Genomic DNA, 13,794 nt, shown 5'->3' with positions numbered 1-13,794 from the left:
TTCAGCTCCCTTAAGGCGCGGTTTGGGTTTCAGCGGGTGCATGCGAAGCGATGAGCAGCCTGCGGTCGCGGGCGAGCCAGACGGTGGCAGTCAGCGCACCTTCCTTGCCGGAACCGAGATCGATCGCCTCTTCGACTTCGAGGCCGACCTTCTCAAGCCATTCCGCCATTACCTGATGGGAAAAGCCGAGACGCACATGGGCGTGGTCATCGCGCAGATATTCGAGCGCATGCGGAGCAAGGTCGACGATCAGCAGCCGCCCGCCCGGCCGCAGCACGCGGGCGGCTTCCGCGATCGCCAGTTCCGGCTGATCGAGGAAGTGCAGCACCTGATGAATGGTGATGAGGTCGAAATCCTGCCCTTCGAGCGGCAGGTTGAGGATGTCGCCGTGTCGGACCGAGGCCTTGACGATGCCGGCCTTATCGAGATTGGCGCGCGCCACTGCGAGCATATCGCGACTCGCGTCAATGCCGATGGCGCGGCGATAAAGCTTCGATAGTAGCTGCAGGATCCAGCCCGTGCCGGTACCGAGGTCGAGAAGCGAGTCGACCGGCGTCGTGCCGACAAGCTTTAGCAGTGTCGCTTCGACGGCGGCGTCGCTGACATGCAGCCGGCGAAGTTCATCCCATTCGGATGCATTGCGGCTGAAATAGGCCTGGGCATGTTCTGATCTCAGGCGTTTGACGGTCGCAAGCCGCTCGCTGTCGCGCAGAAGCACCGGGTCCTCCTCGGAGGAGGCGGCCAGCAGGGTCCTGACGAGCGTTGCCGCCTTCCCGTCCTGCTTCAGCCGGAAATAGGCCCATGCCCCCTCCTGGTAGCGGTCGATCAAAGCCTCCTCGGCCAAAAGCTTCAGATGCCGCGAAATGCGCGGCTGCGACTGTCCCAGTATTTCCGTGAGATCGGTGACGGTAAGGTCTCCGGCTGCAAGCAACGCCAGCAGGCGGAAGCGCGTGGGCTCGCCTGCAGTCTTCAGGACATCCACCAGCGTATCCAGCGCCATACCCATTCCGACACATCTCCAGCCAATCAACATATAAAGATATGTTTATGTGATTTTGCGACTTTATGCAAGCACTAAACGATCCATGCGGCAAGGGATCGGCAGAACGAGGAAAGGCGGCCCGAAGACCGCCCTTCCCAATCCGCCTGATCGATCTCTCCGATGATCTCTGTCGCGATCAGAACTCTTCCCACTCCTCCGCGGACTGCGCCACCGCGGCATTGCCGTGAGAGACTGGCGCGCGCGAAGAGGCCTGGCGGGTGGGTGTGGCAGGCCGAGGAGCTGATACAGGCGCTGCCGGAGCACGCATGCGAGCGGCGGCATCGCGAAGCGGAGAGGTTGCGCTGCTGCCCCCGAGTTGGAAGTGCGACAGCAGATCGCTAAGCTTGGCGCTTTCCTGTGCGAGACCAGCGCCAGCGGCATTCATCTCTTCCACCATCGCCGCATTCTGCTGAGTCGACTGGTCCATGTGATTGACGGCAGTGTTGACCTGCGCCAGCCCTGCCGACTGCTCCTGGGCCGCAGTCGCGATCGCGTCCATATGGGCGGTGACGGTCTGGACCAGGTGCTCGATCACGCCAAGGCCTTCGCCGGTATCGCTCACCAGCTTGACGCCCTCGCCCACGGCAACCGCCGAGTTGGAGATAAGCGCCTTGATTTCCTTCGCGGCATTCGCGGAGCGTTGCGCGAGTTCGCGCACTTCCTGGGCGACGACGGCAAAGCCCTTGCCGGCATCGCCGGCGCGCGCCGCCTCGACACCTGCATTGAGCGCCAGGAGATTGGTCTGGAAGGCGATCTCGTCGATGACGCCGATGATCTGGCCGATCTGGTGCGACGACTTCTCGATCCGCTCCATCGCTGCGACCGCATTGCGAACGACGTGCCCCGATTGGTCGGCGCGGGCGCGGGCATCGCGGACGACATCGCGAGCCTCGGAGGTACGCTTTGACGTCGCGACCACATTGGCGGTGATCTCTTCAAGAGCAGCTGCTGTCTCCTCCAGCGAGGCGGCCTGCTGTTCGGTGCGCTTGGACAGGTTATCCGAGGCATCCGAGATTTCCTTCGAGCCGCTGGTAACGGTCGAAACCGAGTTGCCGACACTCAAAAGTGCATCGCGGAGCTGGCGGACCGACGTATTGAAGTCGTGCCGCAGACCTTCGAATTGCGGCGCGAAGGCTTCATTCACCTCACAGAGCATGTCCCCGTTGGCGAGGCGTCGCAAGTGCGCGGCAAGCGCACCGGTCGCCTGGTTGAGACGGGCCTCGGCCTCGGCTTCCGTCTGCCGCTGCATTTCGACACGCTCGGCCTCCGAACGGCGGCGGCTGGCATCAGCCTCTGCTTCGAGTTCATTGTTGCGGATGGCCGCTTCGCGAAAGACCTCGACCGAGCGCGCCATGTCGCCGATCTCGTCCTTGCGATCCGCATAGGGAATGGCTTCCTCGGTATTGCCTGCAGCAAGGCTCGCCATCCGGCCACTGATACGGCGGATCGAACCGGACAGGCTGGAGGCCACAAGGAAACTGAAGCAGGCGACGACGGCGATCAAGGCAACGAGCACTCCACTGATCGTCAATAACCTGTTGGAAGCGCCCATCGTCAGGTCGTCGGCGAGACGTACCAGCTCTCCGGAAGCCTCCTCGACCAGATCGGCCGAGAGCAACCTGCGCTTTTCCATCGCGGCAGTCCATTGGTCGTAGTCCGTGGCAGCGGGCGTATAAAGTTTCAGGGCATCGAAGGTCTTCAGGAGATCAACTGCGAACGCACCGTCGGGCGCGTTCCAGAAAGCGTCAAGCTTGGCGAGCACCGTTGGCGCCAGTGCAGCACGCATATGCTTTTCGTAGATGCGCACCTGCTGGCGACCCTGAACATAACGGGCCACTTCCTCGGACGTCAGCGTCCCATTCTTGGCGAATTGCTGGCCCATCCGGGTCACAATCGCATAGCCATTATTGACCTGCACCAATGCATGAATGCCATCAATGGCGCGCGCCAGCGCGCGATCCTCGGTCAGGTTGGCAACACGAGCCACAGTATCGAGCGTCTGCTGTGACAAAGGCGTGAGATATTGTGCGGTAAGAAGCGGGTTCTTGTCGCCGGCATCGATCTTGGCGCGGAATTCGCCCATGCGGGCGTAACGATCCTCCAGGGCGGTAATCGTCTCCTCAAGTCCGCGGTCGGCCATGCCCTGCGACTTGATGCGAGCATAGTTGTCGACCAGAGCCTTCTCGATCGTATCCGCGTTCTTGCGCGCTGCATCGCGCTCAGCAGGTCCCGCATAGCTTTCAGCGGAGATCGCATTCATCATGCTACCGGCCGGCCCTACAAGTTTGGTAAGCGTCCGCGCCCTGTCGAACTGCCTGTAGTTCTCATAGGCACTCAGCCCCAAAGCCGCACCGAGGACGATCGCAGCAGCGGTTGGTATAACAGCGACAAGTGCCAGAGAAGTCCGAAAAGACAGACGTTCAATGAAACGGGCCATGGCGATCAATCACTCCCCAGTCTCCCATCCTCATGATGGCGCCAAGGACCGAACGGACATGGTCCTGCTATCGTTGAGAACCTAGAAGCAGAGTCTTTGCGCTTTCTTGCGGCCCCACTATCAAATAGTTGGAGTAATTTCTCGCATTTATAAGGTGCGACTTAAATGAGAAGCATGAAAAAGCCCCGCCGAAACGGGGCTCAACAATTCGTCGAAGTGCCTTTTGCTCAGCGCGTCAGGCGTTTGTAGGTGACGCGTTTGGGATTTACCGCATCAGCACCGAGACGACGGATCTTGTCGGCTTCGTAATCCTCGAAATTGCCTTCGAACCATTCGACATGGCTGTCGCCTTCAAAAGCAAGGATATGGGTGGCAAGACGATCGAGGAACATCCGGTCGTGGCTGATGATGACCGCGCAGCCGGCAAAACTTTCGAGCGCATCTTCGAGCGCCGAGAGGGTTTCCGTATCGAGGTCATTGGTCGGCTCATCGAGCAGCAGCACGTTGCCGCCGGCTTTCAGCATCTTGGCGAGATGCACGCGGTTGCGCTGGCCGCCGGAAAGCGTGCCGACCTTCTGCTGCTGGTCGCCGCCCTTGAAATTGAAGGCGCCGCAATAGGCACGGGAGTTCATCTCGTGCTTGCCGAGCTTGATGATGTCGTTGCCGCCCGAGATCTCCTCCCAGACGGTCTTGTTGCCGTCGAGCGAATCGCGGCTCTGGTCGACGTAACCGAGATGGACGGTGTCGCCGACGCGGATATCACCGCTGTCCGGGTTTTCCTGACCGGTGATCAGGCGGAACAGCGTGGTCTTGCCGGCGCCGTTCGGGCCGATGACGCCGACGATACCGCCGGGCGGCAGCTTGAAGGAGAGATTTTCGAAGAGCACGCGGTCGCCATAGGATTTGGAGATGTTCTCCGCCTCGATGACCACCTGTCCGAGCCGCTCGCCGACCGGAATGATGATCTGCGCTTCGCCGGGACGACGATCCTCCGCCGCCTTGACCAGTTCGTCATAGGCGCGGATACGGGCCTTGGACTTCGCCTGGCGGGCCTTCGGGCTGGAGGCGATCCACTCCTGCTCGCGGGCAAGCGCCTTCTGGCGGGCGCCCTCTTCGCGCTCTTCCTGTGACATGCGCTTCGCCTTGGCCTGCAGATAGGCGGAATAGTTGCCCTCGTAGGGAATGCCGCGGCCGCGGTCGAGCTCGAGGATCCAGCCGGTGACGTTGTCGAGGAAGTAGCGGTCGTGGGTGACCATCAGGATGGCGCCGGGATATTCCCGCAGGTGCTTTTCCAGCCAGGCGATGGTCTCGGCGTCGAGGTGGTTGGTCGGTTCGTCGAGCAGCAGCAGGTCGGGCTGGCGCAGCAGGAGCTGGCAGAGCGCGACGCGGCGCTTTTCACCGCCGGAGAGGTTGTCGATGGTCGCGTCGCCCGGCGGGCAGCGGAGCGCCTCCATCGCCATCTCCACCTGGCTTTCGAGATCCCAGAGGTTCTGGCTGTCGATGATGTCCTGGAGCTTGGCGCCCTCTTCCGCCGTCTCGTCGGAATAGTTCATCATCAGTTCGTTGTAGCGGTCGAGAATCGCCTTCTTGTCGGCAACGCCTTCCATCACGTTGCCGAGCACGTTCAGGCTCTCATCGAGCTGCGGCTCCTGAGCGAGATAGCCGAGTGTCGCGCCATCCGCGAGCCATGCCTCGCCGGTATATTCCGTATCGAGGCCGGCCATGATCTTGAGCACGGTCGACTTGCCGGCGCCGTTCGGGCCGAGGATGCCGATCTTCGCATCGGGATAGAAGGACAGATGGATATTCTCCAAAACCTTCTTATTGCCGTAGGCCTTGTTAAGGCCGGACATGTGGTAAATGAACTGACGTGCCATCGGATAAATTACTCCACGGGGGAATTTTGTTTGCCGCTATGTAGTGCATCGGACCGAAAAGTGTGAAGCGCTTTTCGGAAAAATCCGATGCATAAGCAAGAAAATCGCGCATAAACAGCGCAGAGTGATGGGAGGATGGGGATGTTCGACAAAACGAGGCGGCTTTCGAGCCCGACGGGGGCAAGTCTTGCCTATCACTATCAGCCGGCTGCAGGACCGGTCAGCGGCATCTTGCTGATCTCCCACGGCCTGGCTGAACATTCCAAACGCTACCGACCGTTTGCCGAGATCATGGCTTCGCACGGCTTCCACGTCTATGCCTTCGATCACCGCGGCCATGGCGAGACGACGGCGTCCGATGCGCCGATCGGTCGTTTCGCGAGGCGTAACGGCGTGCGATTGGTATTGGAAGATGTGAAGGCCATGCGCGATATGGCAGCGGATGCCCATGCCGGCCTGCCGATTCTGTTCTTCGGCCATTCCATGGGCGGGCTCATTGCGCTCAGCGCCGCGGTCGACGTTCCTGGAAGTTTCGACGCGGTCGCCGTCTGGAACTCAAATTTCCATCCGGGAATTGCCGGGCGTGCGGCGCAGGCGATCCTCCTCACCGAAAAAGCCCTGAAGGGCTCCGACGTGCCGAGCGGCCTTCTGCCGAAACTCACTTTCGGAGCCTGGGGAAGATCCATCCCCGGCCACCGCACCGAATTCGACTGGCTGAGCCACGACCGGGACGTCGTCGATGCCTATATCGCAGACCCGCTTTGCGGTTTCGGCGCCAGCGTTTCGCTCTGGCTCGACCTTTTCGAGATGACGTTCCGCGCGCCGGCGCTGATCGGCAGCCTGCAAAAGGATCTGCCCATCCATCTGGTCTGCGGCGCGGAGGATCCGGCCACCAACGGCGGCCGCGAAATTCTCTGGCTCTCAGAACATCTCAAGAAGAATGGTCTTTTGAACGTGACCACGAAGATCTGGCCGGGCACGCGACATGAAACGCTGAACGACACGGTCCGCACCCGCGCCATTGCTGAATTCGCATCCTGGGCGAAAGCCGCGTTGCCGCCTGCAGCACCTGTCGTCAAAACCGGCTCGTCATCTAAAATGGAATGAGTTCATGACATTTATTCAAGTGCTTCCGCTGTCATGCACGGCTATAGGAGGTTCATGAGTTCGTCGTCTGCAAGCCTTGCTGCCTCGACACCCGAGACCCGAATCGTCCATGGTCTCGGACTGATGATCCTTGCCATGCTGATGGCGCCCTTCATCGACATATTCTCCAAGCTTGCCACCGACTCGGCTTCGCCGACTTTCATCACTGCTGCCCGCTTCCTTTTCCAGGCGCTCTGCATGCTGCCATTCGTTTTGTGGAACGGCTCGTGGCGCACCTTTTCATGGCAGCTCAGCATCTACCATGCGATCCGCGCAACGGTGATTACGCTCTCCATGATCTGCTTCGTCGCGACGCTTGCCGTCATGGAGGTTGCCGACGCGGTCGCCATTTTCTTTGTCGAGCCGATCATCCTGACGGTGCTCTCCAGCATCTTTCTCAAGGAAACCATCGGCTGGCGTCGCTACACAGCCTGCGGGATCGGTTTTCTCGGGGCATTGATCGTTATCCGTCCGAGCTTTCAGGAAATCGGCTTCGTCGCCCTGCTGCCGATCGTCACCGCCCTCGGCGTGGCGATCTTTGCGCTCCTGACCCGGGCACTGGCGCATCGCGAAAATCCATGGTCGATGCAGTTCCAGATGGCACTCTGGGGCATTCCGATCTCCGGCCTGCTGCTTCTCGTCGGCGACCGGACCGGCATCCCGTTCCTCGCGCCGTCCCTGCCGGACTGGTTGACCTTCACCTGGCTCGCCGGCGTCGGCGCGTTCGCCGCCCTTTCCGGTATCCTGGCCGTCTATGCCTATCGGGCGGCGCCTGCCTCGGTGATCGCCCCTCTTCAGTATTTCGAGATCGTCTCGGCGACGTTGCTCGGTTGGCTGGTCTTCGGCGATTTCCCCGATCCGATGAAATGGCTCGGCATATCGATCATCATCGGCTCCGGCCTTTACATCATCTGGCGGGAAAGGCGCGTGGCTTCCATGGAGCCCATCACCGGCGCCGCCAAGTCAACCGTGACCCCATGATATGAACCAGACGAACAAGAAACCACCACTTTCGGGCATCCGCGTTATCGAACTTGCTCGCATTCTCGCCGGCCCCTGGGCCGGACAGGTGCTGGCAGATATGGGCGCCGACGTGATCAAGGTGGAAAATCCGGACGGCGGCGACGATACACGCGCCTGGGGTCCGCCTTTCGTCGAAGGGAAGAACGGCGAAAATCTTTCGGCAGCGTATTATCACTCGACCAACCGCGGCAAGCGATCCATCACCGTCGATTTCAAGACGGAGGAAGGCCAGGAGATCGTTCGCCGGCTTGTTGCCAGGGCGGACGTGCTGATCGAGAATTTCAAGCTCGGCGGGTTGATGAAATACGGCCTCGACTACGAGAGCCTCAGGAAGATAAACCCGAAACTGATCTACTGCTCCATCACCGGCTTTGGCCAGAACGGCCCCTATGCCAGCCTCGCCGGTTACGACTATATCGTCCAAGGCATGTCCGGCTTCATGTCGATTACCGGAGAGCCGGACGGCGAACCGATGAAGGCGGGCGTCGCCATCGCCGACATCTTCACCGGCGTCTACGCCGTAACGGCAATTCAGGCAGCGCTGATTCATGCCATCAGGACCGGCGAAGGTCAGCATATCGACATGGCGCTGCTCGACGTCCAGGCCGGCGTGCTCGCCAACCAGAACATGAACTACCTCATCTCCGGCAAGGCACCGGTACGGCTTGGCAATGCGCATCCGAACATCTCGCCTTACGAAGTCGTGCCGACGGAAGATGGACACCTGATCCTTGCGGTCGGCAATGACGGCCAGTTCCGCCGCTTCTGCCGCCTCCTGGGGATCGAACAGGTTGCCGAGGACGAGCGTTTTGCGACCAACAAGGCCCGTGTCGCCAATCGCGGCGAGGTGCGGCGGCTGGTCGTTGCCGAGACGATGAAATGGAAAAAGGCACATCTGCTTGCCGCCTGCGGCGAGAATGCCATACCGGCCGGCCCGATCAACTCGATCGCGGAAATGTTCGACGACCCGCAGGTGAAGGCGCGCGGGCTCCGGATCGATCTCGAAGCAGCGGACGGTACCGTGATTGCCGGCGTGCGCAACCCGATCGTGCTGTCCGAGACACCACTTGCCTACCATCGGCCGAGCCCGGCGCTCGGCGAACATACCGCAGACGTGCTGGCCGAACTGGAAGACATGGAAAGGAGGGGGGAACAGAAATGAAGACCGCCACGAAAACCGGGGGCCAGCTCATCGTCGAAGCCCTCAAGGCGAACGGAGTAAAGCGCATCTCCTGCGTCCCGGGGGAGAGCTATCTCGCCGTGCTCGACGCGCTTTACGAAAGCGGAATCGACGTCATCGTCTGCCGCCAGGAAGGCGGTGCGGCGATGATGGCCGACAGCTGGGGCCGGCTGACGGGCGAGCCGGGCATCTGCATGGTGACCCGCGGGCCAGGCGCCACGAACGCTTCGGCCGGCCTGCATATCGCCCGGCAGGATTCGATCCCGATGATCCTCTTTATCGGCCAGGTCGCCCGCGAAATGCGGGAGCGTGAGGCCTTCCAGGAGGTCGAATACCGGCGCGCCTTCACGGAATTTGCCAAATGGGTGGGTGAGATCGACGATGCCCGCCGCATTCCGGAATTTGTCACGCGCGCCTTCGCGGTCGCAACCTCCGGCCGCCCCGGCCCGGTCGTGCTGACCCTGCCGGAAGACATGCTGATCGAGGAGGTCGAAGCAGCGGAGGCCCGCGCCTACATGCCGGTCGAAAGCCATCCGGGCAAAAGCCAGATCGCGGCATTTGAAACGGCGCTCAAAGAAGCGAAGCGGCCGATGTTCATCCTCGGCGGCACGCGCTGGAGCGAAGAGGCGCATGCCGATTTCGCCGACTTAGCCACCCGCTTCAAGGTGCCGGTCTCCTGCTCGTTCCGGCGCCAGATGCTTTTCGACCACCTCCATCCCTGCTACGCAGGTGATGCCGGCATCGGCATCAACCCGGCACTCGCGAAGGAAATCAAGGAGGCCGATCTTCTTGTCCTGCTCGGCAGCCGCATGTCGGAAATGCCCTCCTCCAGCTACACGCTGATCGACATTCCCTATCCGAAGCAGAAGCTGGTCCACATCTTTCCCGATCCGGAAGAACTCGGCCGTATCTACCGCCCGGATCTGGCGATCTGCGCCGCACCCACGGAATTTGTCGCCGCCCTGAAAGAGCTTGAAGCCCCCGCCTCGCCCGCATGGGCGGATCGTACCGCGTCCATGCACGAATCCTATCTCAAATGGTCGACGCCGCCGGAAGCAGGACCGGGACCGGTGAAGATGGGGCCGATCATGCAATGGATCGAAGAGAACGTGCCGGATGACGCGATCTTCACCAACGGCGCCGGCAACTATGCGACCTGGCTGCACCGGTTCCACCGCTTCCGCAAATATAACACGCAGTCCGCCCCGACGTCCGGTTCGATGGGCTATGGCCTGCCGGCTGCCGTCGCGGCCAAACAGCTGTTTCCCCAGCGCGAAGTCGTATGCTTTGCCGGTGACGGCTGCTTCATGATGCACGGCCAGGAATTCATAACCGCCGTGCGTTACGGCCTGCCGATCATCACGGTGCTCATCAACAACGGCATCTATGGCACGATCCGCATGCACCAGGAACGGGAATATCCGGGGCGCGTCAGCGCCACCGACCTCGTCAATCCGGATTTCGTGGCTTACGCGAGAGCTTTCGGTGGATATGGCGAGCTGGTCGAAAGGACGGAGGATTTCGGCCCGGCCTATCTGCGCGCCCGCGCCAGCGGCAAGCCGGCGATCATCGAGGTGAAGCTCGATCCGGAAGCCATCACGCCCGCACGGACACTAACCCAGATAAGGGAAAAGGCATAAGGGGGTTTGCCCTCATCCGCCTGCCGGCACCTTCTCCCCGCAAGCGGGGCGAAGGAAACATGCCGCACCGTTTTCCACGACCTCGGAGGTCACATGGGGCAATCCCCTCTCCCCGCAAGCCGGAGAGAGGGTCAGGGTCGTTAGATCGCAGCCGTAACGATGAACTCGACCTTGTATTTCGGCGCAGCGAGCTTAGCTTCGCTGGTGGCGCGGGCCGGCGGGTTTGCCGGATCAATCCAGGCTTCCCATACAGCATTCATCTCGCCGAAATAGGCGATATCAGAGAGATAGATAATCGTCTGCAGGATCTTCGACTTGTCGGAGCCGGCAGCTGCCAGCAGGCGGTCCACTTCAGCGAGCGCCGACTTGCACTGATCGGTGACGCTTTCGCCCTCACCCACCTGGCCGGCCAGATAGGCTGTGTTGTCGTGGATGACGACGCCGCTCATGCGGGCGCCGGGCTCGATGCGCTTGATGCTCATGGAAATGCTCCTGGATTTTGAGCTGCGGGAGGAAGCCCCGTACGCCGGGCACGAGGCGCGAAAATCTCAGCCGCGGATATGCTGGCTCTTCTCGTAGATCGCCGTCGACCGGGCACCGGAACGGCAGAAGCCGAGCATCGGGCGCGGGAATTCATCGAGCGCGTCGACCATGGCCTTCACGCCTTCCGCGTCGACGCCCATGCGGCCGACCGGGATGTGGCGGATGTCGAGACCGAGTTCCTTGGCGCGTGCTGCAATGTCGGCGAATTTCGGCTGGCCCGGCTCCTCGTCGTCGGGGCGATTGCAGACGATCGACTTGAATCCCATCGCCTTGATCCTGTCTAGGTCCTCGACGGTGATCTGACCCGTGACGGAATACTCGTCGTTGATCTGTCGGATATCCATGGTGCAATCTCCGTTTTATCGCGGCGCAAGCATTACGACGGTGCCGCGGGGGCGTCAATCGCAGATGAAACACCTGTCAGCCGAAGCTGAACCGCAATCCGTAGTCAATGCTCTCACCCGGCTTCAGCAGCGCCAGCTCCCCCTTTTCCGCGAGTTCGTAGCGGCTCGCCAGCCGATGCGAAACCGGCTCAATTCCAAGAACATGCGCGGGCGATTTCTGGTTCCGCCAGATCTGCAGATGCGGCAGTGTCTCGGTCCTGAATTTCACCTTCAGCGTCAACCCGTCGATGGCGGCAATCGGACCGAGTGCGATTTCCGCCCATTGCTCGCCTTGCTGTAGTGCCGTCACACAGAAGACGCCACCGGGATCATTGCCAAACGTCCAGGGAAAGCCGCCTCCCTCCAACATCTTTCCGGTGAGCCGCACATGCTCGTCAAATAGCCAGGCACCGATATTCATGTGGTACATATGTACGGGGTAGAACGGTTTCGGGCCTGTATTGGTCACCCTGTCCGAGAGGCTTACCTCGCCCGTCTGCCCGTCGATCCGCCAATGGCGCTCCAAGAGGGCTGGTTCGCCCGTCGCCATCTTCACGACAACCCGCGCATGACATTCGGCATCCTCCCCCTGGGCATCCCAGAAAAGGATTTCGGCCGGGTGCGACGAGAAGGAGCCATGCAGCGGATACTTTTTGCCGTTACCCGTTCCTTCGATCGGCTCCGGGTGACGAATGTGATCCGGTCCGCAGGTGAAGAGAAAACCTTCGAGCGAGTGATCGATTCGTGGATCGCCGTCATCGGGAATCGCTCGACCGGGCGAAAGGTCGGTTTCGCCGATGAAACAGCCGCCGATATCGAGCATGGAGGTTTCGTCGAGGAAAAGCTTCGGGCCATTGGCCGCAAAAAACGCCTTCATAATCATTCCCTTCACGGATTCGCAAAAGTCTCTAACTGATCGCGACGAGAATTTAACGCCATGTTCATCACGAATTCACTTTTTTCACACTACCGTCAAAATTACCTTGTCTGTGGCGATAGGGTATGGAGCGGGAACGAACGGCCGATTTCCCGATTACGTGTAGAGAGCAAACAGGAACTCGGTGACATCGTGAAGCGGTTATTTTTCGCAAGCGCCAGCCTCGTCGTTTTGACCGCGATCCAGGGGATCCCTTCGGCCGAGGCACAAAGCCGGTACGATCGCTATCCGGCAGATACGATCCTGGTCGCCCCTGATGGTGCGATCCTCGACTATGTGCCCGATCGCGGCGACGTCGTCATCAGCCGCGATGGCATGGGCCGTCGCGTGTTCATCGACCGCTACGGCAATGTTCTGGCGACCGAGATACGTCAGGAGACATATCGGCCCGCCCGCGCCGAAGAATATCCGCCAGCTCCCGGCGGCTATCGTCGCTTCCGCGATCTCGGCGGCTATCAGGACGGTTATGGTTATCAGGATTACCGCGACTACCGACCAGGTGAACCGGGCAGCGTCACCGGCGCAATACCGGGCTCAGGTTCGGTCACTCGCATGCCTTTGGACGAGCAGCCGATGCCTGGCGCAGACGACAGCTATCCCCAGGAAGCGTCGATCGAGCCGGACCAGCAGGCCATAGAAAGTCTGCATCCGCAAAAGCCGATCATTGCAGTGACTAAAAAGCCGCAGGCAGAGATTGCTGCTCTTCAGGTTTTCCTGGATCGGGAAGGCATTTCACCCGGCGTCATTGACGGTCATCTCGGAGAGAATGTCAACAAGGCGATCGCCGCCTGGCAGGAAATGACCGGCGAGACGCTCGATCCGAACAATTCCGAGGACATCATGCAGCGCCTGACCTATTCGGGCGGTCTACCTATCATCGACTATACGATTACCGCCGCCGATGCGGCTGGTCCCTATGTTGCTGCGATCCCGGAAGACTATGCCCACAAGGCCCAACTGCCCGCCATGTCCTATACATCGGTGACCGAGAAGCTCGCCGAACAGTTCCACATGGACGAAAACTACCTGAAAGCATTGAATCCGGGCGTGGACTTCACAATTCCGAGCACAATCATCAAGGTCGTCAATCCGGGTCAGCCGAAGGCCGGCCAGGTAACCCGCATCGTCGCCGACAAAGGCAGGAAACAGGTCTTCGCCTACGGCGCCGACAATCAGCTCATTGCCGCCTATCCGGCCACGATCGGCTCGACCGATACGCCCTCCCCGACTGGCACGCACACGGTCCAGCGTGTCGCGTTGGATCCAGGCTACACCTACAATCCCAAGATCAACTTCAAGCAGGGCAACAATGACCAGATCCTGCAGATTCCGCCTGGCCCGAACGGCCCGGTCGGCAAGGTCTGGATTGCACTCTCCAAGCCCACCTACGGCATTCATGGCACGCCGGAACCCTCCAAGATCGGCAAGACCAACAGCCACGGCTGCGTGCGACTGACCAACTGGGATGCAACCGAGCTTGCCAAGATGGTGAAAACCGGAGCAACCGTGGAATTCGTGGAATAGGTCTCGGTTATTCTCCTTTAGCCGCTGCAAAGCCCTTCAGCACCATCTGAGTTTCTTGCCGC

General features: G+C 60.8%; 11 protein-coding genes. 5 read left to right on the top strand and 6 right to left on the bottom strand.

What is annotated here, in order from left to right:
• Positions 1-10 precede the first annotated feature (10 nt).
• The 3 genes from ABK249_RS16225 to ettA form a co-directional block, all read right to left on the bottom strand.
• Complete coding sequence (locus ABK249_RS16225; protein ID WP_348863338.1) at positions 11-1,006, bottom strand: ArsR/SmtB family transcription factor; 996 nt, start codon at positions 1,004-1,006, stop codon at positions 11-13.
• Between the two features lie 172 nt (positions 1,007-1,178).
• Positions 1,179-3,479, bottom strand: a complete 2,301-nt coding sequence (locus ABK249_RS16220; RefSeq protein WP_348863337.1) for a methyl-accepting chemotaxis protein — start codon at positions 3,477-3,479, stop codon at positions 1,179-1,181.
• A gap of 227 nt (positions 3,480-3,706) precedes the next feature.
• Positions 3,707-5,356, bottom strand: coding sequence for an energy-dependent translational throttle protein EttA (ettA, locus tag ABK249_RS16215; RefSeq protein WP_348863336.1), 1,650 nt, complete (start codon positions 5,354-5,356; stop codon positions 3,707-3,709).
• Positions 5,357-5,497: 141 nt separating this feature from the next.
• Between ettA and ABK249_RS16210 the strand changes: the two genes are divergently transcribed.
• From ABK249_RS16210 to ABK249_RS16195, 4 genes are read left to right on the top strand one after another with little or no spacing between them, the layout of a single operon-like run.
• Positions 5,498-6,463, top strand: a complete 966-nt coding sequence (locus ABK249_RS16210; RefSeq protein ID WP_348863335.1) for an alpha/beta hydrolase — start codon at positions 5,498-5,500, stop codon at positions 6,461-6,463.
• A 54-nt stretch (positions 6,464-6,517) separates the two neighbouring features.
• Positions 6,518-7,483, top strand: a complete 966-nt coding sequence (locus ABK249_RS16205) for a DMT family transporter (protein WP_227703087.1) — start codon at positions 6,518-6,520, stop codon at positions 7,481-7,483.
• Position 7,484: 1 nt separating this feature from the next.
• Entirely contained in the window at positions 7,485-8,687 is a 1,203-nt protein-coding gene (gene caiB / locus ABK249_RS16200) for a succinate--glutarate CoA-transferase (protein WP_348863334.1), read from the top strand.
• A complete protein-coding gene (locus ABK249_RS16195; protein WP_348863333.1) occupies positions 8,684-10,345 on the top strand; it encodes a thiamine pyrophosphate-binding protein in 1,662 nt (553 codons plus the stop codon). Before caiB ends, ABK249_RS16195 begins: the two co-directional genes overlap by 4 nt.
• A gap of 140 nt (positions 10,346-10,485) precedes the next feature.
• Here ABK249_RS16195 and ABK249_RS16190 read toward each other — a convergent pair whose 3' ends face one another.
• The 3 genes from ABK249_RS16190 to ABK249_RS16180 all read right to left on the bottom strand — a co-directional run bounded on the left by ABK249_RS16190 (position 10,486) and on the right by ABK249_RS16180 (position 12,148).
• Positions 10,486-10,827: a RidA family protein gene (locus tag ABK249_RS16190; RefSeq protein WP_348863332.1), complete on the bottom strand. Its 342-nt coding sequence runs from the start codon at positions 10,825-10,827 to the stop codon at positions 10,486-10,488.
• Positions 10,828-10,893: 66 nt separating this feature from the next.
• Positions 10,894-11,232 (bottom strand): protein tyrosine phosphatase family protein, encoded by a 339-nt coding sequence (locus tag ABK249_RS16185; RefSeq protein ID WP_348863331.1) that lies wholly within the window; start codon positions 11,230-11,232, stop codon positions 10,894-10,896.
• A gap of 76 nt (positions 11,233-11,308) precedes the next feature.
• Positions 11,309-12,148 (bottom strand): DUF4432 family protein, encoded by an 840-nt coding sequence (locus tag ABK249_RS16180; protein ID WP_348863329.1) that lies wholly within the window; start codon positions 12,146-12,148, stop codon positions 11,309-11,311.
• A 192-nt stretch (positions 12,149-12,340) separates the two neighbouring features.
• Here ABK249_RS16180 and ABK249_RS16175 point away from each other — a divergent pair, with 192 nt between their 5' ends.
• Positions 12,341-13,732: a L,D-transpeptidase gene (locus ABK249_RS16175; RefSeq protein ID WP_415926442.1), complete on the top strand. Its 1,392-nt coding sequence runs from the start codon at positions 12,341-12,343 to the stop codon at positions 13,730-13,732.
• Positions 13,733-13,794 lie beyond the last annotated feature (62 nt).

The organism is Neorhizobium phenanthreniclasticum (genome assembly GCF_040066075.1).
In the GTDB taxonomy this organism is placed as follows: Bacteria; Pseudomonadota; Alphaproteobacteria; order Rhizobiales; family Rhizobiaceae; genus Neorhizobium; species Neorhizobium petrolearium.
Note: the sequence above shows the minus strand (reverse complement) of the source record. Positions and strands in the feature narration are given on the sequence as shown.